The organism is Nitratireductor sp. ZSWI3, assembly GCF_024655565.1.
In the GTDB taxonomy this organism is placed as follows: Bacteria; Pseudomonadota; Alphaproteobacteria; order Rhizobiales; family Rhizobiaceae; genus Nitratireductor.
In genome coordinates this window covers 54361-74696 of the sequence record NZ_JANKOF010000010.1, presented here as the reverse complement: position 1 = coordinate 74696, position 20336 = coordinate 54361, and the positions used below count along the sequence as shown (strand labels likewise).

The 20336-nt window shown below is 65.9% G+C and carries 15 protein-coding genes; 4 read left to right on the top strand and 11 right to left on the bottom strand.

Translation table 11 applies throughout. The features are described from left to right. The 11 genes from addA to NUU27_RS05835 all read right to left on the bottom strand — a co-directional run. Positions 1-3008, bottom strand: a 3008-nt coding sequence (gene addA, locus NUU27_RS05885; RefSeq protein ID WP_257761145.1) for a double-strand break repair helicase AddA, incomplete at its 3' end; no start/stop codon positions are given. Then, entirely contained in the window at positions 3005-6130 is a 3126-nt protein-coding gene (addB, locus tag NUU27_RS05880; RefSeq protein WP_257761144.1) for a double-strand break repair protein AddB, read from the bottom strand. The genes addB and addA, both read right to left, overlap by 4 nt. Further along, positions 6120-6845 (bottom strand): nucleotidyltransferase family protein, encoded by a 726-nt coding sequence (locus NUU27_RS05875; RefSeq protein ID WP_257761149.1) that lies wholly within the window; start codon positions 6843-6845, stop codon positions 6120-6122. The genes addB and NUU27_RS05875 overlap by 11 nt, the downstream gene beginning before the upstream one ends. An 8-nt stretch (positions 6846-6853) precedes the next feature. Beyond that, positions 6854-8362 (bottom strand): tRNA (adenosine(37)-N6)-threonylcarbamoyltransferase complex ATPase subunit type 1 TsaE, encoded by a 1509-nt coding sequence (gene tsaE, locus NUU27_RS05870; protein WP_257761143.1) that lies wholly within the window; start codon positions 8360-8362, stop codon positions 6854-6856. Positions 8363-8371: 9 nt separating this feature from the next. After that, a complete protein-coding gene (locus NUU27_RS05865; protein WP_257761142.1) occupies positions 8372-10894 on the bottom strand; it encodes a PAS domain-containing sensor histidine kinase in 2523 nt (840 codons plus the stop codon). A gap of 202 nt (positions 10895-11096) precedes the next feature. Beyond that, positions 11097-12497 (bottom strand): adenosylhomocysteinase, encoded by a 1401-nt coding sequence (gene ahcY / locus NUU27_RS05860; RefSeq protein WP_257761141.1) that lies wholly within the window; start codon positions 12495-12497, stop codon positions 11097-11099. A gap of 146 nt (positions 12498-12643) precedes the next feature. Further along, entirely contained in the window at positions 12644-12949 is a 306-nt protein-coding gene (locus NUU27_RS05855) for an HPr family phosphocarrier protein (RefSeq protein ID WP_257761140.1), read from the bottom strand. Continuing rightward, complete coding sequence (locus tag NUU27_RS05850; protein WP_257761139.1) at positions 12946-13347, bottom strand: PTS sugar transporter subunit IIA; 402 nt, start codon at positions 13345-13347, stop codon at positions 12946-12948. The genes NUU27_RS05855 and NUU27_RS05850 overlap by 4 nt, the downstream gene beginning before the upstream one ends. Before the next feature lie 245 nt (positions 13348-13592). Further along, complete coding sequence (locus tag NUU27_RS05845) at positions 13593-14051, bottom strand: HPr kinase/phosphorylase (protein ID WP_257761138.1); 459 nt, start codon at positions 14049-14051, stop codon at positions 13593-13595. A 6-nt stretch (positions 14052-14057) separates the two neighbouring features. Next, positions 14058-15830: a stimulus-sensing domain-containing protein gene (locus NUU27_RS05840; RefSeq protein WP_257761137.1), complete on the bottom strand. Its 1773-nt coding sequence runs from the start codon at positions 15828-15830 to the stop codon at positions 14058-14060. 64 nt (positions 15831-15894) lie between these two features. Beyond that, complete coding sequence (locus NUU27_RS05835) at positions 15895-16596, bottom strand: response regulator transcription factor (protein ID WP_257761136.1); 702 nt, start codon at positions 16594-16596, stop codon at positions 15895-15897. A 302-nt stretch (positions 16597-16898) separates the two neighbouring features. On the opposite strand from NUU27_RS05835, the gene NUU27_RS05830 reads away from it, so the two are divergent. From NUU27_RS05830 to NUU27_RS05815, 4 genes are all read left to right on the top strand, one after another. Then, on the top strand, positions 16899-18509 hold the full coding sequence (locus NUU27_RS05830; RefSeq protein WP_257761135.1) for a phosphoenolpyruvate carboxykinase: 1611 nt from the start codon (positions 16899-16901) through the stop codon (positions 18507-18509). Positions 18510-18595: 86 nt separating this feature from the next. Then, complete coding sequence (arfB, locus tag NUU27_RS05825; protein ID WP_257761134.1) at positions 18596-19030, top strand: alternative ribosome rescue aminoacyl-tRNA hydrolase ArfB; 435 nt, start codon at positions 18596-18598, stop codon at positions 19028-19030. A gap of 112 nt (positions 19031-19142) precedes the next feature. After that, entirely contained in the window at positions 19143-19598 is a 456-nt protein-coding gene (lysM, locus tag NUU27_RS05820) for a peptidoglycan-binding protein LysM (RefSeq protein ID WP_257761133.1), read from the top strand. Between the two features lie 96 nt (positions 19599-19694). Further along, on the top strand, positions 19695-20327 hold the full coding sequence (locus tag NUU27_RS05815; RefSeq protein ID WP_257761132.1) for an alpha-ketoglutarate-dependent dioxygenase AlkB: 633 nt from the start codon (positions 19695-19697) through the stop codon (positions 20325-20327). The last annotated feature ends 9 nt before the right edge of the window (positions 20328-20336 follow it).

Below are 20336 nucleotides of genomic sequence, written 5' to 3'. Positions count from 1 at the left end.
CGCGGCAGGTCGGCCTGCACGGGCGGCGGCTCGCGCAGGCTGCGCGGCAGGGCCACCTCGCCCCTCGCTTCGACGGCAGGCTGCGGATCGGGCTTGCGCGGCGGTGCATCGCTCACCCGATAGCGATAGACCGGCGCACAGATGTCCGGGCTCGTCAGTTCCTCCGCCGCGGCAGCACCGGAAAGCGCCTGCCGGACCACCGTCTGCCAGGTCAGGCCCTGCGGCTCGCGCGCGCCGTGATACCCGCAGACGATCAGGCGGTCCTCGGCTCGCGTCATGCCGACATAGAGCAGCCGGCGGTATTCCTGCTCCGCCTTGACGCGCACTTCCATCTCGAAACCGGCGGCAACGGAATTGGCGACCTCCTTGCCGGCGCGCCACAGGAAACCCTTGCCCTGCCAGCCCCCGCTCGAGGGAGAAAAAGGCATCAGCTTCGGCAGGTGCTGCGCCGCGAACGGCGCGCTGCCGGGATCGACCAGGAACACCACCGGCGCTTCCAAGCCCTTGGCGGCATGCGCCGTCATGATGCGCAGCTCATCGCGCGTCTGATCCATCTCGCGCTTGATCTCCGGCGCCTGACCGTCGAGGGCCGACAGCAGCGCCTCGAGCCCGTTGAGACCGGCGCGCTCGCCGGCAAGGGCGAAGGACTGAAACTCGTCCAGGATATCGTTCGCCTCATGCCCGAGCCGGGCGACGAAGAGGCGCCGCGCGCCCTCGCGATCGCGGCTGCCGGAAAGCAGGCTTGCGTAGAATTCGAAGGCCGGCTTGAACGCCGCTTCGTTCTGCCATCCCTGCAGCGTTGCGACCATCGCTGCAAGGGCCGGATCGGCCAGCGCCTGCGCCCGCATGGCGTCGAAAAGAGGCGTCGCGGCACCCCGCTTCCAGGCGAGACGGAACAGGCGCTCCTCGTCCATGCCGAAGAGCGGACTCTTCAGCACCGCCGCCAGCGACAGATCGTCGTGCGGCTGCAGCAGGAAGCGGCCGAGCGCGATCAGGTCCTGCACGGCGATATGCGCGGTGAGCCGCAGGCGATCGGCGCCGGCGACGTCGATGTGCCGGTTCTTGAGGCTGCGTGAGAGTGCGTGAACGAAACGGTCGCGCTTGCGCACCAGCACCAGCACGTCGCCCGCGGTGAGGCGCTTGCCCGTCCCCTCGATGATCTCGCCGTTGCGGATCCAACCCTCGACCGTCGCGGCAATGGTTTCCGCCAGCCGCACGGCGGGTGCCGAGGCGTGGTCGATGGCCTCCGTCCAATCGTCCGGTTCCTCCACCACCTCGGGGGCGATCGGCGACCATACCTCCACGTAGCCGGGGGCATTTTCGCGGATGGCCTTGTGCTCGATCGGCTCCGGGTCGCGGGTGAGGCCCCGACGCACCTCCTCGCGCGCGAACACCAGGTCCGCCGCGGAAAGCACGTCCTCGGTGGAGCGGAAGGAGCGCATCAGCCGCACCCGCTCGAAACGGAGCGCGGCGGCGCGCACCTTCTTTTCGAAAGCACGCCCGCTGTCGTCGAAAGCGGCAGGCTCGGCCCCCTGGAAGGAATAGATGGACTGCTTCTCGTCGCCGACGGCGAAGATCGTGCGCAACGTTCCGCTGCGCGCACCCTCGCCGGAGAAGAACTCCTCCGCCAGAAGCCGGACGATCCGCCATTGTTCCGGGCTCGTGTCCTGCGCTTCGTCGATCAGGATGTGGTCGATGCCCTTGTCCAGCTTGTACTGCACCCACGGCCCCGCATCCGTGCGTGCGAGAAGGCGGATCGTGCGCATGATCAGGTCGTTGAAATCGAGGAAGCCGCGCGCGCGTTTCAGCCGTTCGTAGCGGGCGATCATGCCGTCGGCGATCACCAGCGCAGCGCGGGTCGCCTCCAGCATGCCGTAAAGCGCCAGCCGGTCTCCTGCGACGCGCACGGCCTCGGCCGCTTCGCCATAGCGCTCGACGATGCCTGGCAGCGCCTTGCGCAGTCCCGCCTTGAAGGCGCTTTCGCCGTAGAGCCCGCCATCGGTCTTGAGAAGGCCCTTCTTCAGCAGCTTCAGCCGCCGGACGGGATCGGTCTCTTCGAAGGCGCGCGCGACGTCGGGCACGATGCTCTTCAACACCGTTCGCGCATCGGCCGCCTCGGCTTCGGCGACCAGCGTGTCGAAGGCATCGGCATCGAAACCGGGCAAGGGCCAGACGGAGCCGGCAATCGTCGCAGCGCTGTCCGAGGCGGCAAAGCCGAATTCCTCGAACAGCGCGCGATAATCGTCGCCGATCTGATCGATCAGCGAGCGCAGCCCGTCGCGGCGCGCGACGATCTCCGACAGGAGATCCTGCAAGCCGCTTTCGCCGCCATGCTGCAGCACCGCCGCGAAGGCCTCCGCTAGAGCGGGATGAGGAAAAGTGTGAAGCGGTTTTCCGCCCGCATCCCGCTCTGACTTTTTGAATGCGATCGCGTTTATGATTTTGGATTGATTCAATCCAAAATCATCGCGATCCAGAGCGCTGCCATCGCCCATCGCACCGGTCAAAAGATCGCGGCGCGCTTCGGCGAGAAGCGCCGCTTCCATCTGCGAATCCAGGAGCTCGAAATGGCCGGCAATGTTCGCCTCGAGCGGGAACTGATGCAGGATCGCTTCGCAGAAGGCATGGATGGTCTGGATCTTCAGGCCACCTGGCGTTTCCAATGCGCGGGCGAAAAGGCGGCGCGCCCGCGCCAGCGTGTCACCGGTTGGCGCTTTCCCTTCGAGCGCCGCGATGATCCTGGAAAGCTCTGCATCCGGCAGCAGGCTCCAGCCGGCCAGATCGCGAAAAACGCGGTTGGCCATATTGGCGGCGGCGGCCCGCGTGTAGGTGAGACAGAGAATCTTGGATGGGTCGGCCCCCTGCAGCAGGAGACGGATGACGCGCTGCGCCAGCACATGGGTCTTGCCCGAGCCGGCATTGGCCGACACCCAGGCCGAATTCGCCGGATCGGCAGCGAGTGCCTGCGCCTTCAGCGTGTCGGGAGGAATGGTGAAGGCCCGCTTCATTCGCCGTCCCCGCCATCGCCCGCATCGCCGCCGGCCGACCATTCCAGCACGCGCGCCAGATGGTCGTAGTCGCCGCTCACGTCACCCTCCCGAAAAGGCAGCACGCGCGACCTGTAGCCGGTCTGCGCGCGATGGTAGTGCGCCAGCAGCATCGCCAATCGATGCCAGGCCTCCTCCGCGATGCCGGGCGCGGTCTTGTCGCTGTCCTTCATCTCGAGGATCGATTCCTGAAGGACCTCGCCATTCGCCTTGAGCCGCACATAGGCCAGCTCTCCGGCCTCGACGCGGCCGATGTCGGCGAAAGCGCCACGCTGGAGAAGCGCCGCCTCCAGCGCCAGCTGTGGTGACAGCAGCGTGTGCGCCTGGCGCCGCGAGGGCGAGGCACCGGTCTTGTAGTCGAGGATCTCGGCGCGTCCGTCGCCGCGAATGTCGATGCGGTCGGCGCGGCCCGAAAGGGTGAGCCCGAGACCGGCGACCTCCGTGGCGCCGGCGCGGATCTCGGCGTGCCGCTCGACGATGCCGTCGGCGCGGCTGCGCTCCCAATCGACGATCGAAGCGGCGGTGCGCTGGAAGCGCGGCCACCAGACCGCCTCGACATCGGCCGGCAGGCCGGCTTTCGCGAACTGCCGGCGGCCGGCCGCCAGCAGGCGATCCAGCGCTTCGGCGCCGGCCGGGTCCTGCTGCTCGCGAATGAAATCCTGGAGGATGTCGTGGAAGAGATTGCCGCGCTCGGCCGCGCCGGGATCGCGGATCAGCGGGTCGAGGGCGGCGAGCTCCAGGATGCGCCGCGCATAGACCGCGTAGGGGTCGCGGCGCAGCGTCTCGATCTCGGTGACCGAGAAGCGCACCGGCCTTGCCTCCAGCGGCGGCGCGGGCTCCGGGCGCGGCGCAAAATCCTCGTCCGGTTTCTCGTCCAGCAGGCGGGCCCAGGCGATCAGCTCGCGGCCCCGCGCCCGCATCGCCTCGTTCGCATCCTCTCCCGCAAAGGCGGTGAGCCGCTGCAGCCACCTGGAGGCGACCGCAGGAGCATCCCCGGCCCGCGCGGCGCGCGTCAGCACGACCTTCCGCGCGCCCATTGCCATCATGAAATCGTGCGCGGCCTGCCCGATGCGCCGTTCGGGCGGCTCGAGGGAAAGCTCGGCCTTCATCAGCCGCGACATGAAGCGGTCCGAGGCCGGAATCCTCGGCCAGGTGCCTTCGTTCATGCCACCCAGCACGAGCATGTCGACGCTTTGCAGGCGCGCCTCGAGCGCACCCCAGATCGTGACACGCCTGTCCGCCCCCATGGCCGGCTTGACCACCTCGGGCGCGATCAGCGCGGCGAAGACCGCCGGCCATTCGGCCGCATCGAAGGGCAGGGCGGTCGCCGATCCGACCAGCCCGCGCAGAAACGCCGCCATGGCTCCGCCACGCTCGCCTTCATAGAATTTCGCCAGGCTGCCGTCCTCGGTCCGGGCCAGCGCCTCCAGCACCTCGACGGTCAGCCGCGCCATATGGGGGACGCCGACATTGCGCGCCTGGCGCACCTCCCGCAGCCGGTCGAGGGACCGCTCGAGGGCGCCGAGGACATCGCGGGCTTCGGCCAGCGCCGCCGCATTGACACGGGCGAACCAGAAGGGCTTGCGCTCCTCCCGTTCCATAGCCGCCCACCGCGTCTCGAAAAGCGTGTTGAGGCTGCAAACGTCCGGCCGGCCCGTGCCGCCGCGCAAAGCGACGAGCTCGATCGTTTCGGCCGCCCGGCGCACCCTGGCTCGATGCATGCCGAGCGACAGCAGCGGATGCTTCAAGAGGGCCACGATCGCCACCGGCTCGCCGGGGCGGAACACGGCTTCAAGCAGAAGCCGTGCCAGGGTTGCCGGAGCGCTGTCGGTGAGCGGCGTGCCGCCGGAATCGTCAGCATCGATGCCGAAGCGCGTCAGCTCCACCGCGACACGGCGTGCCAGGCCCCGGTCGGGGGTCACCAGTGCGGCGGTCGCGTTCTCCTCGTCGAGTGCCAGCCGGAGCGCCACGGCGATCGACAATGCCTCCTCGCGCTCATTGGCCGTTTCGACCAGCGTAACGCCGGACAGCGCACCGTCGCCGGCGGCGCTTGCCGCCAGCGCCCGGTTCTCCAGCCAGGCATCGGTGGTCTCGGCGGGACGCAGCGCCTCGCTGACGAGCGCATGCCTGGCGGCAAGCGCCGGCTCGGGCTCGGCAAGCTCGACGACATCGTCGCGGTCGATGCCCATCGCGGCGATCAACTTCTTCAAGCCCGTTTGCGGATGGCCGAAGGCGGAAGGCTCCTCGGCCGCCCCGATGGCCGCCCAGGCACGCGCATCGAGCCGCTTGTCGAGACCGGGCAGCACCACCGCCCCCATTTCGAGACCGGCAATCGTGGCGAGCAGGCGGGCGGTGGCCGGAATCGAGCCGGTGGAGCCTGCGGCGATGACCGGGCCCGCATGAACCGCCGTCTTCAACCGCGCCGCCTCCGCCGCCAGCATGGCATTGCGGTGCGCGGCCGGGTTGGAACGGTCGAGCTCGCGCAGCAGGTGCGGCCAGTGTGTCGTGACGATCTGGAGGAACTCCAGCGTCACCTGCCACCAGTGCGCCAATCCGTCGGGCGCGAGGCTGGCAAGCCTCGTCCAGTCGGCTTCCTCGGTCTCGATCTCGTCCATCAGCCCGGCGAGGTCGCGCGCCAGCCAGATCGAATCCGACGCCGAGGCGGGCACCACCACGCCTTCCTCGAAAAGGGCTGCGACATGAGCCGGCAGGCGCGCTTTCCAGGCCTGCACCAGCGGCGCCAGCAGAAGGATGCGATCGAGCGCTTCGATCGGCGGTGCGAGATCCACCGCGGCCGCGTTCTCGACGTCGAAGAGGGTCGCCTCCTCGTCGAACTCACCGAGGGGACGGATCGTCGGCAGGATCGCCGCGCCGCCCTCGAGTTTCTCGACGAGCACGCTGCGCAGGGCGCGCGCCGCGCGGCGTGTCGGCAGGTAGACGGTGACGTCGGCAAGCGCCAGCGGGTCGCCGTCGAACCGGAAGCCCGAGACAAGCCGCCCGTCGAGCAGCGCATCGGCCATTGCCGGCAGAAAGGGCACGCCGGGCGGGATGGAAAAGACGTTTGGCTGCCGCTTAGCCGGCATCACTGAGCCGGGCGCGTGCCGCCACGACGGCTTCGGCCGGAGCGATGGCATCCGGCGTGCCGACGGTGATCCAGTCGCCGCCCATTCTCATCCCGAACAGGCGGCCGCCGGCGGCAGCGGCGTCGAAATAGGCGTTGAGGGATTGCGGTTCGCTGCCGGCACCGGCGAAGAGCCTCGGATGCAAGATGATCGCACCGGCATAGATCACACCCGTCTCGCCCTTCTGGGCGCGGCGCAGACGGCCCGCCTCATCCATGACGAAATCAACCGAACCGGAATGGCCCGTCGCCTGATCGAAATCCGCAACCATGAGAAGAATATCCATGGCCTCGCCGTTCCAGGCAAGGGCCAGGCGCTGCAGATTCGGCATGCCCTCGTCCAGCCAAAACGTGTCGGCGTTGAGGATGAAGAACGGTGCGTCGCCCAAGCGCGGCAGCGCCTTGATGACGCCGCCCGCCGAATCGAGCAACCGGTCCCGCTCGTCGGAGATCACGACGCGCGGCGCGCGGCGGCCGGCCAGATGCGCCTCCATCTGGTCGGCCAGGTGGTGAACGTTCACCACCGCCGTGCCGACGCCGGCATCGGCGAGCGTATCGAGCGCCCAGTCGACAAGGGTCTTACCGGCGATCTTCACCAGCGGCTTCGGCACCGTATCGGTGATCGGCCGCATGCGCTTGCCGAGCCCCGCCGCCAGCACCATCGCCGTGTCGGGCATGCCGGCAGTCACGCTTCGTCCTCGCGGAGAAACCCCGCCTCGTCGTAGAATGCCTTCAATTCCGCCAGGGCCGGATGACGCATCGCCCGGCGCAGATAGGTGCGGATGCGCGGCAGGTGACGGATGTAGAACGGCTTGTGATCGCGCTTTTCGAGCCGCACGAAGGTTCCGAGCAGCTTGGAATTGCGTTGCGTCGCGCAGATCGCATAGGCCTCGTCGAAGGCCGCGCGATCGAAGGCACCCTGTTCGCGGCGGGCCGCACAATAGGCCTCCACGATCTGCCGTTCCAGATCCTCCGGCATCGTCACGCGGGCATCGAGCGCCAGCGAAGCGACGTCGTAGGCCGCCGGACCCCGCACCGCATCCTGCAGGTCGATGAGGCCGAGCCGGTCGAAGCCGTGGCGTTCGGCGCGCCAGATGAGATTGGGGGAATGAAAGTCGCGCAGGACCAGATTCTGCTCGAACTGCTCGAGCCTTGCGAACAATCGCTCCCAGCGCTCCATATAGCCCTGGCGTTCGGCTTCGCTCGCCGGGCGGCCGGCCATGAACGGCATGTACCAGTCGGTGAGCAGGCTGACCTCGATGCCGAGCGCCTCCCGGTCGTAGAGCGGCAGATGGTGGCTCACACCCTCGGCGACCGGCAGGTCGGCCGGCCAGTCGGCCTCGTGGATCGCCGCCAGAAGGCGGGCCGCCTCCAGATAGCGCTCGGCGACCGGCTCGCCCTCGGGCGACAGGAACGGCACGTCGCCCAGATGCTCGACCAGAAGCAGGCCGGCCTCCAGGTCCTGGGCGTAGACATCATAGGCGGAAAAGCCGCGCGCCCGCATTGCTTTCGCCATGGCGACCGAGGCAGAGACCGACTGCGCAAGATGCGCCGTTCGGCTGTAGGGCCGACCGGAGGGAAGCAAAGGTTCGTCGCGGCGCTCCGGCGCATTCATGAGGATGCGTTTTTCACCGAGACGCGTGGCGACCGTCTCATAGGCACGCAGCGAAGCGTCTCCCAGCAGGAAGGCGCGGTGCGCACGCAGTTCTCCGGCCTTGTTCAGGAAATCCCGGATGGCGAAGCTTCGCTCGAGCCGGAGCATCGCCTCTTGCGGAGCGGAGATGACGGCAAGGCGGCCCTCGCCGCTCTCGTGCAATTCAAGGCGGATCGCATCCGCCAGCGCAGCGCCGGCGCGCTCAGGCCATTCGACCAGCGCCACCCCGTTTTCGGCCGCCTCCGCTAGCCCGAGCTCTTCAAGCTCATCCGGGTCTGCGAGCCTGTAGAGATCGAAATGGTGCACGGGAAGCCGCGCGTCATAGCTCTGAGTCAGCGTAAAGGTGGGGCTCGGCACGTCGAGCTCGGGATTGCCCGCAAGCGCCCGGATGATCGCGCGGGCGAGCGTCGTCTTGCCGGCGCCGAGATCGCCCTTGAGGGCCAGGACGTCGCCGCTCTTCAGCGCAACGGCGATATCCTCGCCGAACAGTGCGGTCGCCTCTTCGTCGGGCAGGAAGCGTTCCAGAACGCGCGCGGACATACGGCAGGTCTACTCCGCGGCGGCGCGCGCCTGCGTGGGCGCGGAGGGGAAGCGGCAGGTCACCGTGGTGCCGCGCCCTTCACCCGTTTCGATCTGCACCGAGCCGCCATGCAGCTCGACGAAACTCTTCACGATGGACAGGCCCAACCCGGCCCCGCGACGGCGGCCGCCATTCACGCGCGGCTCGAAGCGTTTGAAGATCGTCTCCAGAACGTCGGGCGCCATGCCCGGGCCGTCGTCATGCACGCAGAATTCGGCGGCGTTCTCGCGCCATCTGGCGGAAAGGCGGATCGTGCTGTCTTCCGGCGCGTAATTGGCAGCGTTCGACAGGAGGTTGAACAGCACCTGCCGCACCCGGTTTTCATCGGCGTGAAACACCATCGCCGCATCGTCCATGTCGATGTCGAGCCTGATGCCGTGCTCCCGCAGGCGTTCGGCGACAAGACCGGCGGCCGTCTCCACCATCTCGCCGATCCGCACCTCGCCGATCTCCAGCTCCATGATGCCGGCATCGACGGTCGCCAGGTCGAGAATGTCGTTGACCACGGTCAGCAGCACCGAGGAGGACGAGCCGATATGATCGACATACTCGCGCTGCCGCTGGGTAAGCGGTCCCGTCTCCGGCAGGTTGAGAAGCTCGGTAAAACCGATGATGTTGGTCAGCGGCGAGCGCAGCTCGTAGGAAACGTGCTGAACGAAATCGTTCTTCAGCTTGTCCGCCTTCTGCAGCGCATCGTTCTTTTCCTTCAGCGCCCGCTCGACATTCACGCTGTCGGTCATGTCGACGAAGGTCATCATCACCTGACCGTTCGGCAGGTGGATGGTGGCGTGGCTGAGCACCGTGCCGTTGTTGAGCTCCACCTGGCCGTGCTGGTTGCGCCGCTCGTCGTCGAAACCCGTTACGGAAGCGACGAACCCGCCCCAGGGGCTTTCCTTGGACAGCGCGTCGCAGACGGTGCGGATATCGGCTATGTGCGCGCCTGGCACGACCAGCATCTCTGGCAGGTTCCAGAGCCTTTGAAATGCCGGGTTGAACAGCCGCAGCCGCCCATCAGGTCCGAACACGGCGACGCCTTCGGCGAGGTTGTCGAGGGTTTCGCGCTGCACGCGCATGGCCGCATTGTAGCGGCTTTCGAGATCGAACTTCTCGGTCAGGTTCTCGAACACCCAGGTCACCCCGCCCCTGGGCTGCGGGTTGGCGATGACCCGGACGGTGCGGCCGTCCGGCAGATGCCACCAGTGCTCCTGGGGCTTCACACTGCGGTAGGCGGACAGAAGCCCTTCCTTCCAGCGCCGCCATTCCGGCTGCTCGGCCAGCGTCCCGTCGCTGCGCAGGCGATCGAGAAACAGGGCATTGTCCGGCGCACTTTCGAGGAAGGGCGTGTCGAGGTCCCAGAGCTTCTGGAAAGACTGGTTGAAGAAGCGCAGCTTCTGATTCCCGTCGAAGATCGCCACTGCGGTGGTGAGCTGGTCGAGCGTGTCGGCATGGCTGCGGACCGTGCTCTCGTGCTCGCGGCGGATGGCTTCCATCTCGCTCACGTCGGCGGCGATGCCTGCCGAAGCCCCGGCGCCGGCATAATCGGTGACGCTGAAGACGCGCCTCTCGCCATGCACGACCGCCGAGAGCGACTGCCGGAAAACGTCACCGGCGTCGCGGTGCCGGTTGATGATCTCGTCGCGTGCGACGGCCGGCAGGAATTCGCGACGCTCGCGCCGTACGGTTTCCGGATCCGCGGCATCGACCGCGCCCATGAAGGCGCGGTTGACCCATGTGAGCTGCCCGCCCCGGTCGCGAAGCCAGAACGGCATGTCGAGCGCATCGAGAAGACCGAAGATGCTTTCCCGCTCGGCGCTGAGATCCTGCTGCTCGATCTTCAGCCGCGCGTGCTCCTGCTGCGCCGCCGACAGGGAAACGAAACGGACCGCGGTGTGCTGCGCGGCCTTGCGCCCCTGTGCCTCGAGCAGCGTCCCCGAACGGGTCTCGATCGAAAGATCGAACGTCTCGCCCGCCTTGCGCAGAGCCTCGACCGCGCGGTCGATGGCGGAGGCGGAGCGCGGCGTCATCCATCGGCCGAATGCCAGAAAGGCCGAGCGCTCTTCCGGCGCGCCGCTGCCCACCGGCAGCTCGCCGACGATGCTCGCCGGCTCCTCGTTCGTGCCCCACACGATGGTGCGCTGGTCCTTCAGGTTGAGCAGCGCTTCGGAACGGCCGAGAGCGCCGCCCAGCTCGGCCACCCTTGCCCGGAGCTCGAGATTTTCGGCGGCGATGCGCGCCCGCTGCCGGATCAGCCAGATTGCGGAGAGGAAGGCGGCACCCATGATGCCGGCGAAGATCGAAAGCTGGATGACTTCGAGCGTGTTTATGGTCAGGCCACGCGCGGATTGCGCAGCAGCCTGTGCCGCGGCGGGAAGCGGTGTCGCCGCGGTCGTCGCCAGCGCCAAAAGCCACGTCTTCCCCCGCACGAGGCCTGCTTTGCGCTGTCGGCCCTTAGGGCCTGCAGATCCGCCGTTCAGCGGGTCCAGCCCCGGCATGTCTCGTTCCTTCTCCGCCGCATGATTTCTCAAGACCGCCCCTCGTTTCGCCAGGCCCACGGCCCGGAGGGTCAGCCGCCTCGCGAATCACTGCAATGTACCGCGTGTCCGAATCGCCGTGAAGAAGGACGCGCGACAAAAATAATGCCGGACCAAAAGTCAATGGTCCGGCATCAATATGTTGTGTCTTGGTTAATAAAACTTAGTACCTGTAGTGTTCCGGCTTGAAGGGCCCCTGCGGGGTGACGCCGATATACGCCGCCTGCTCCTCGGAGAGGGCGGTCAGCCGGGCGCCCAGCTTGTCGAGATGCAGGCGGGCCACCTTCTCGTCGAGATGCTTCGGCAGAACGTAGACCTCGTTCTTATAGCTGTCGCCGCGGACGAAGAGCTCGATCTGTGCCAGCACCTGGTTGGTGAAGGACGCCGACATGACGAAGCTCGGATGCCCGGTGGCATTGCCGAGATTGAGAAGACGGCCCTCGGACAGCAGAATCATCCGCTTGTTGTCCGGGAAGGTGATCATGTCCACCTGCGGCTTGACGTTCGTCCATTTCAGATTGCGCAGGGCGGCGACCTGGATCTCGTTGTCGAAATGGCCGATGTTGCCGACGATCACCATGTCCTTCATCTTGCGCATGTGATCGAGGGTGATGACGTCCTTGTTGCCGGTCGTCGTGATGACGATGTCGGCGGTGGGAGCCGCGTCGTCGAGCGTGACGACCTCGAAGCCGTCCATCGCCGCCTGCAGGGCGCAGATCGGATCGACCTCGGTGACCTTGACGCGGGCGCCGGCACCGGCCAGCGACTGGGCGGAGCCCTTGCCGACGTCGCCATAGCCGCAGACCACGGCCACCTTGCCCGCCATCATGACGTCGGTGGCGCGGCGAATGCCGTCCACCAGGGATTCCTTGCAGCCATACTTGTTGTCGAACTTCGATTTGGTGACCGAATCGTTGACGTTGATCGCCGGGAAGGGCAGCAGGCCCTTCTTCTGCAACTGATAGAGCCTGTTGACGCCGGTGGTGGTCTCCTCCGTCACGCCGCGGATGGCTTCCCGCTGGCGCGTGAAGAAGCCCGGCGTCTCAGCCATGCGCTTGCGGATCTGCGCGAAGAGGATTTCCTCCTCCTCGCTGCCCGGGTTCGAAAGCACGTTCTCGCCCGCCTCGGCGCGGGCGCCGATCAGGATGTACATGGTCGCGTCGCCGCCGTCGTCGAGGATCATGTTGGAGAGCCCGCCATCGGTCCACTGGAAGATCCTGTCGGTATAGGTCCAGTACTCCTCCAGCGTTTCGCCCTTGATGGCGAAGACAGGCGTGCCGGCGGCGGCGATGGCCGCTGCGGCGTGATCCTGGGTGGAGAAGATGTTGCAGGACGCCCAACGCACGTCGGCGCCGAGCTCCTTCAGCGTCTCGATCAGAACCGCCGTCTGGATGGTCATGTGCAGGGAACCGGAAATCCGCGCGCCTTTCAGCGGCTTGTCGGATCCGAACTCTTCGCGGCAGGCCATCAGGCCCGGCATTTCCGTTTCGGCGATCTCGATTTCCTTGCGGCCCCAATCGGCCAGCTTGATGTCGGTGACCACATAATCCTTGTCAGCGCTCATGGGCGTAAACTCCGATTTCTTGAAAATACGGCGGGCGCAGGGCGACAAGCCGGCCCGGATGCTGCGCCCTGCCTACCAGATCGCAGCCGTCGCCACAATGCATATAAAGAAATCTTTATTCGTGCATGTCCTTCGCGGCTTGCTGCTCAGGCTTCCTCGCCGAACCGATCGGCGATCAGCGCCTCGAGCGCGTCGAGCAGCGCTGCGGCGTCCGGCCCTTTTGCCTGCACGCGGATGCTGCAACCGGGGCTGGCGGCCAGCATCATCAGGCCCATGATCGAGGTTCCACCGACGGAAATGCCGTCTTTCTGCACCTGCACATCCGCATCATGGGCATCCACGGTCTGCACGAACTTGGCCGAGGCGCGCGCATGCAAGCCGCGCTGGTTGACGATCGTGAAAACCCGGCTGAACGGCTCGGAGCGCTGCTCTTTGGTCGACGCGTTGCTCATTTGCCGGACAGCACCTGGCTTGCGACGTTGATGTATTTGCGGCCGGCCGCCTGTGCCTCGTCCAGAGCCAGCGCCATGTCGTCCGTGATGCGGGCGGAAGAGAGCTTGATCAGCATGGGCAGGTTCATGCCGGCGATGACCTCGATACGCCCGGCGTCCATCACGGAGATGGCAAGGTTGGACGGCGTGCCGCCGAACATGTCGGTCAGGATGATGACACCGGCGCCGGTATCGGCGCGCGCCACCGCGTCGACGATGTCGCGGCGGCGCTGCTCCATATCGTCCTCGGCGCCGATGGAGACCGTCTCCATGTTCTCCTGGTGCCCCACCACATGCTCGACCGCGTGGCGAAACTCCTCGGCCAACTGGCCGTGCGTGACGAGAACGAGCCCGATCATCGGCACATCATCCGGCCAATCGGCGTCAAATCCAAACTCGCGCTCGAGGCTGCCACGGTCTTACTCCACCCCAACGGCATTCGCGGCAAGCCGCCGCCGACCCGGTTGCTCATTGTGCAAGCGCAATCCCTGTCAAAACACTGCAATGCGGACACCGCCTATGACTGCCTCACGACAAGAGCGCTATCTTGTCAACGCACAAGCCGTTGACAAGCCCAAACTGCGGCGATTCGCCTAAATTATGTTCAGGGGGTGACCTGTTTGTCGCCAAATGGCGGCAAATCAAGGAACGCCGCGACGGCGTAGAGCGCACGGCGCGTGGCGCGCGCGGGAAGATCGAGCACGGGGAGCCCGATGCCTTCATGAATGATCTCGTGTTCCGCGCTGACGCGTGGTGCGTGGCTGTCTTCCACCAGCCGAATCACCAGATCGACCACCGCCGCCGCCTGGTGAGCGATCGGCGCCGGCCCGAAACCGCGCGCCTCGGCGAGGCCGGCGATCGGCCCCGGCGCCTGCGCGACCAGGCGGCCATGGCGCGCCACCAGATAAGTCTGGTCGTCGCAGACGAGACGTGTGAACAGGCCCTGGGCCGAAAACACCGTCAAGAGCTCGAGCGCCAGGGTGGTTTTGCCGGTGCCGGAAGCCCCCTCAATGAGAACGCCTCGATCGCCGATGACCAGGACCGTCGCGTGGCGATTGTGCATCTCTGATCAGCCTTCGGCCGGGAGAGCCACGATGAAGCGCGCGCCCTTGATGTCGCCGGGCTTGGTGCCGGTGATGTTCTCAGCCGTCAGCGTGCCGCCATGGGCCTCGACGATCTGGCGGCTGATCGACAAGCCGAGACCGGAATTCTGGCCGAACGCCTCGCCAGCCGGCCGGTCGGTGTAGAAGCGCTCGAAAATGCGATCGATGTTCTCGACGCGGATGCCCGGGCCATTGTCCTCGACGGTGACGATGAGCCGTCGGCCCGCGCGGGACAAGGTCACAGCGATATGACCGGTCTTCTCCGGCACGAAGGAGCGGGCGTTCTCGATCAGGTTCGTGATCACCTGCCCGAGGCGCAGGTCATGTCCCAATATGAAGAAGCCACGCCCGCCGGCAGACGGCTTCTGTGCCGCAAAGGTGATCTTCACGGGCTTCTTCGACGATCCGGCCTCGACCGTGGTCCGAACCAGATCGCCGATGAACTGCTCCAGATCGATCCTCTCGGAATCCTCCCGCGAAAGTTCCGCATCGAGGCGCGAGGCGTCGGAAATGTCGCTGATCAGCCGATCGAGGCGCCGCACGTCGTGCTGGATGACCTCGAGCAGCCGGTCGCGGGAGCGCTGGTCCTTGGCGAGCGGCAGGGTCTCGACGGCGCTGCCAAGCGAGGTGAGCGGGTTCTTCAGCTCGTGCGCCACGTCGGCGGCGAAGCTTTCAATGGCGTCGATCCGCGCATAGAGCGCCTTCGTCATGTCGCGCAGAGCTGCCGACAGATTGCCGATCTCATCCTGGCGGTGGGAGAAATCGGGAATCTCCTCGCGGCTGCGCGCTCCGCGGCGCACCCGCACCGCGGCGGCCGAAAGCCGGCGCAGCGGATTGGCGATGGTCGAGGCGAGCAGCAGCGACAGGATGGCGGTGACCAGCGCGGCAACGGCAAAGACGCGCAGGATCGCCTTGCGCTCGGCCGCCACGATCTTGTCGATGTCGCCGCCCTGCGTCGACAGGAGGAGGACACCGAGCACCGCACGGAAACGCTGGATGGGCACGGCGACCGAGACGATCTGCTCGCCCTGCTCGCTGATGCGGACCACCTTGGTGGTCGTGCCGGTCAGCGCCGTCATCACCTCCGGATAGGCGACGCCGTTGCCGCCGGGCTGCTCGCGATAGATCGGCAGGTCCCGCCGGCGGAACATCTCGCGTAGCCACTGCCAGGCATGGTCGAGGAAGTCCGGCTCCCCCTCGTCCACCGGCGGCAGCTCGTAGCGGAGCACCTGTCCGAGATATTGGGAATCGAGCAGCAGGTTGGCGTCGGGATCATAGATCCGCGCCCGGGTGCGGGTCTGCGGGATCAGCCGCCGCAGGAGCGGCGCGACGCGTTCGGGATTGATCGGGAAATCGAGGCTCTCGAGCTGGTCGGAGCGCGGCGGCAGGCTCTGGCCGGCCTGCAGCTCGAGGAGCTTGTCAGGGTCGACCAGGATGGAATCCGTCTCCACTTCGGCGGAGCTCGCGATGGCGCCGGCGATGATCTCGCCCTGCGTCATCAGGCTTTCCACGCGGGCGCTGATCAATTCCTCGCGGAACTCGTTCAGATAGAGAACGCCGACCACCAGAACGCCGAGGCCGGCGAGGTTGAGGAACAGGATGCGCCGCGTCAGACTGGAAAAGACATAGTGGCCGAACAGACGGCGCAACGGCACCGCGAACCGACCCAGAAGGCTCGGCCCCGCCGGCCGCGCGGTGCGTTGCGGCCGCGCTTCCGTGTTTTCCGTCTGTGCGCTCATCGCAACTGTCTTGCCCCGACCCATAAAGCTTCAGGCGGGAAGAGCTCCGCGCTAGGGTCAGAACCTAGATTTCCCGGAAGCGGTATCCCACGCCGTAGAGCGTTTCGATCATGTCGAACTCGCCGTCAACCGACTTGAACTTCTTGCGCAGCCGCTTGATGTGACTGTCGATGGTCCGGTCGTCCACATAGACCTGCTCATCATAGGCGGAATCCATCAAGGCGTCACGGCTCTTGACCACGCCCGGCCGCTGCGCGAGCGAATGGAGAATCAGGAATTCGGTCACCGTCAGCGTCACAGGCTGTCCCTTCCAGGTGCAGGTGTGACGCTCCTGGTCCATGACGAGCTGGCCGCGTTCCAGCGATTGCGACTGCTTGCCCGGCGCCTTGGCATTCGTGTCCCGCGTGCTGGCGCGGCGCAGCACAGCGCGCACCCGCTCCACCAGCAGGCGCTGCGAGAAAGGCTTGCGCACAAAATCGTCGGCGCCCATCTTCAGGCCGAAGAGCTCATCGATCTCGTCATCCTTGGAGGTGAGAAAGATGACCGGCACGTCGCTCTTCTGGCGCAGCCGGCGCAAAAGCTCCATGCCATCCATGCGCGGCATCTTGATGTCCAGAATCGCAAGGTTCGGAGGCCGTGCCCCAAGGCCTTCCAGCGCCGAAACCCCGTCCGTGTAGGTTTCGACCCGATACCCTTCCGCTTCCAGCGCAATGGATACAGACGTCAGAATGTTGCGGTCGTCATCGACAAGCGCGATTGTTGCCATGTCAAGCGGCTCCCTCATGGGCGTTTCGTCCCTCTCTGCATCACGTGCGTGGCAGATGCAGGACAAATTGGGTACAAAATGTGGCATAGAACACGGCCTGTGTCACACCGGCGCACCGCCGCATCAGAACCGCACGTTGAAAACGCCGCACGATTGCCCGCGCTCTTCACGGATAATTTAAACGATTTAATCGATTTTAAAATCTTTAAATCGATTAATGGTTTGAATTCCCTGATCTTTTTGTGCTTTCAGCTCTGACCGCCTGCTATGATGGGCATTTCTAGGAAACTTTGGTGGTCAGGATGAACGAAACCGGCATGCGCAATCCGGATTGCGGGATCGAGAGCTTTGGTCTGAAAACGACGGGCCTGGTCCGTTACAATCTTCAGCCTTCCGCTCTCTATGAAGAGTCCCTTCGCCGTGGAGAGGCAAGGCTTTCCGCATATGGCGCGCTGGTCGCCGAGACGGGGCAGCACACCGGTCGGTCCGCCAAAGACAAGTTCGTGGTTCGCGACGCTGCGACGGAAGATGTGGTGTGGTGGGACAACAACAAGCCCATGGCGCCCGAACACTTCGAGCAGCTCCACGCCGATTTCCTGGCGCATGCGGCCGACCGCGACCTGTTCGTTCAGGATCTGATGGGTGGCGCCGATCCGGAAAACTGCCTGCCGGTGCGGGTGATCACCGAATATGCCTGGCATTCCCTGTTCATCCGCAACCTTCTCTTGCGTCCGCAGCTCGAAGAGCTCGCCGCCTTCGTCCCGCAGATGACCATCATCGATCTGCCGTCCTTCCGCGCCGACCCCGAGCGGCATGGCTGCCGCACGGAAACGGTGATCGCCGTCGACCTCACGCGCAACATCGTGCTGATCGGCGGCACTTCCTATGCCGGCGAAATGAAGAAATCGGTCTTCACGGCGCTCAACTACATCCTGCCGGAAAAGGGCGTCATGCCGATGCACTGCTCGGCCAATGTCGGAACGGATGGTGACGCGGCCGTCTTCTTCGGTCTGTCGGGCACGGGCAAGACCACGCTGTCGGCCGACCCGACGCGCACGCTCATCGGCGACGACGAGCACGGGTGGGGCGAAACCGGACTCTTCAACTTCGAGGGCGGCTGCTACGCCAAGACGATCCGCCTTTCGCAGGAAGCGGAACCAGAGATCTTCTCCACCACCCGTCGTTTCGGAACCGTGCTGGAAAACGTCATCCTCGACGAGCACGGCCATCCGGATTTCGACGATGGCAGCCTGACGGAGAACACGCGCTGCGCCTATCCGCTGCACTTCATCCCGAATGCCAGCGAGACAGGCCAAAGCGGCCACCCGAAGAACATCATCATGCTGACCGCCGACGCCTTCGGCGTCCTGCCGCCCATCGCCAAGCTGACGCCGGCTCAGGCCATGTACCACTTCCTGTCGGGCTACACGGCCAAAGTGGCCGGCACCGAAAAGGGCGTCACCGAGCCCGAGGCGACCTTCTCGACCTGCTTCGGCGCGCCCTTCATGCCGCGCCACCCGTCGGAATACGGCAATCTGCTGCGCGACCTCATCGCCCGACACGGCGTCGACTGCTGGCTGGTCAACACCGGCTGGACGGGCGGCGCCTACGGCATCGGCCGGCGCATGCCGATCAAGGTGACGCGCGGCCTGCTCAACGCGGCGCTGAGCGGCGACCTGAACAATGTGGAATTCCGCACCGACCCGCATTTCGGCTTCGCCGTGCCGGTCGCCGTGCCGGACATCGATTCGGCGCTGCTCGATCCGCGCTCGACCTGGGCCGACAAGCCGGCCTACGACGCGCAGGCACGCCGCCTGGTCGGCATGTTCATCGACAATTTCGGAAAGTTCGAGAGCCATGTCGACGCCACGGTGCGCGATGCGGCGCCGCGCACTGCGGAAGCCGCCGAATAGGCGGCGCTTGCATCAGGCGCCTTCAGTGCGCATTTTCAGGGCCCGGCCGCAATGCCGGGCCTTTTTCATTGACCCTGGAAAGCACGATGGCCGAAGGCGACCTCATCATACGAAACGGCGTTGTCGTGTACGAGGACGAGCTGCAGGAGCAGTTCATCCGCGCCTCGGGACCCGGCGGGCAGAACGTCAACAAGGTGGCGACGGCCGTGCAGTTGCGCCTCGATGTCGGGCAGGCACGCGGCCTGCCCGAGCGGGTGCGGGAGCAGGCGCTGAAACTTGCCGGGAGCCGCGCGACCAAGGAAGGCCACATCCTGATCGAGGCCGGCCGGTTCCGGACGCAGGAGCTGAACCGGGCCGATGCCAGAGCGCGCCTGACAGACCTCCTGACGCGCGCATCGGAGCCGCCGCCCAAGCCGCGCAAGAAGACGAAGCCCTCCCGCGGCGCCGTCGAAAAGCGGCTGAAGGCAAAGGCCGGGCGCTCCACCATCAAGAAGATGCGCGGCAAGATCTCGCCGGATTGACCGCTTCATCCCGCACAACCGCAACGACAACCTATTCGGAACGGCTGTTTTGTGGTTGAAATCTTAGTCCGTTACACGTCAAATATCGTGATTTCTAACCGGAGACATTTCCATGGGTATTTTCGATTTCGTCAAATCGGTGGGCAAGAAGCTGGGCGTCGTCGACGACGAAGCGCCCGAGGCAACCGAGCTGAAGAAGGAACTCGATTCCCATAAGCTCGGCACCGACAAGGTCGACGTCGTCGTCGAGGGGGACAAGGTCGTCCTGAAGGGCGAAGTGGCCGACCAGTCGGCTTTCGAGAAAGCCGTGATCGCCGTCGGTAACACGCTGGGCGTATCCAAGGTGGAAGCCGGCGAGCTCAAGGTTGCCACAAGCCCCGCCAAGGATCCCGTCTTCTATACGGTGAAGAAGGGCGACAATCTCTGGAAGATCGCGGAAGCGCATTACGGCAAGGGCAAGGGTGCGAAGCATACGGTCATCTTTGAAGCCAACAAGCCGATGCTCACGCATCCGGACAAGATCTATCCCGGCCAGGTCCTGCGCATCCCCGAGCTCGCCGCCGCCTGATCAAACAGCTCTTCAGCACATCAACGGCGGCTTTCGGGTCGCCGTTTTGCTTTGCGGCCTGTTATGCTGTGGCGTGCGATGCGGGAAAGTGGATTCGTGCCGACCCTGTCCGAAGGCGTTCGTCATCTGCCCGGCTTCCTTGACCGGGCCGCGCAGGAAGCCCTGGTGGAGGCCGTCCGGGCGGTCGTCCGCGAGGCGCCTCTTTTCGTGCCGGTCATGCCGCGCACCGGCAAGGAAATGAGCGTGCGGATGACCAATTGCGGCTCGCTTGGCTGGGTGACCGACAAGGAGCGCGGCTACCGCTATCAGGAGGTTCATCCGATCACCGGCAAGCCATGGCCGGCAATTCCCGAAAGCCTTCTGGCGCTGTGGGCTGATACGGCCGGATACCCCGCCCCGCCACAGGCCTGCCTGGTGAACTTCTACACCGAGACCGCCAGAATGGGCGTGCACCAGGATCGCGACGAAGACGAGTTTGCGGCGCCTGTCGTTTCGGTTTCGCTCGGCGATTCCTGCCTGTTCCGGATCGGCGGCACCCGGCGCGGCGACAAGACGGTGTCGGTGAAGCTGCAAAGCGGGGACGTCGTGGTGATGGGGGGCGCGGGCCGTCTTGCCTATCACGGGGTCGACCGGATCTATCCCGGCACGTCGACCCTGCTCAGATCGCCGGGCCGCATCAACCTGACCCTCCGCCGCGTCACGAAGCCCGGTTCGGACGCTGCCACATGACCCGCCGGG

Excerpts from the sequence above, each read along its gene's own strand:
- addB (WP_257761144.1), bottom strand. The coding sequence starts at position 6,130 with ATGCCGGCTAAGCGGCAGCCAAACGTCTTTTCCATCCCGCCCGGCGTG.
- NUU27_RS05875 (WP_257761149.1), bottom strand. The coding sequence starts at position 6,845 with ATGCCCGACACGGCGATGGTGCTGGCGGCGGGGCTCGGCAAGCGCATG.
- tsaE (WP_257761143.1), bottom strand. The coding sequence starts at position 8,362 with ATGTCCGCGCGCGTTCTGGAACGCTTCCTGCCCGACGAAGAGGCGACC.
- NUU27_RS05865 (WP_257761142.1), bottom strand. The coding sequence starts at position 10,894 with ATGCCGGGGCTGGACCCGCTGAACGGCGGATCTGCAGGCCCTAAGGGC.
- ahcY (WP_257761141.1), bottom strand. The coding sequence starts at position 12,497 with ATGAGCGCTGACAAGGATTATGTGGTCACCGACATCAAGCTGGCCGAT.
- NUU27_RS05855 (WP_257761140.1), bottom strand. The coding sequence starts at position 12,949 with ATGAGCAACGCGTCGACCAAAGAGCAGCGCTCCGAGCCGTTCAGCCGG.
- NUU27_RS05850 (WP_257761139.1), bottom strand. The coding sequence starts at position 13,347 with ATGATCGGGCTCGTTCTCGTCACGCACGGCCAGTTGGCCGAGGAGTTT.
- NUU27_RS05845 (WP_257761138.1), bottom strand. The coding sequence starts at position 14,051 with ATGCACAATCGCCACGCGACGGTCCTGGTCATCGGCGATCGAGGCGTT.
- NUU27_RS05840 (WP_257761137.1), bottom strand. The coding sequence starts at position 15,830 with ATGAGCGCACAGACGGAAAACACGGAAGCGCGGCCGCAACGCACCGCG.
- NUU27_RS05835 (WP_257761136.1), bottom strand. The coding sequence starts at position 16,596 with ATGGCAACAATCGCGCTTGTCGATGACGACCGCAACATTCTGACGTCT.
- NUU27_RS05830 (WP_257761135.1), top strand. The coding sequence starts at position 16,899 with ATGAACGAAACCGGCATGCGCAATCCGGATTGCGGGATCGAGAGCTTT.
- arfB (WP_257761134.1), top strand. The coding sequence starts at position 18,596 with ATGGCCGAAGGCGACCTCATCATACGAAACGGCGTTGTCGTGTACGAG.
- lysM (WP_257761133.1), top strand. The coding sequence starts at position 19,143 with ATGGGTATTTTCGATTTCGTCAAATCGGTGGGCAAGAAGCTGGGCGTC.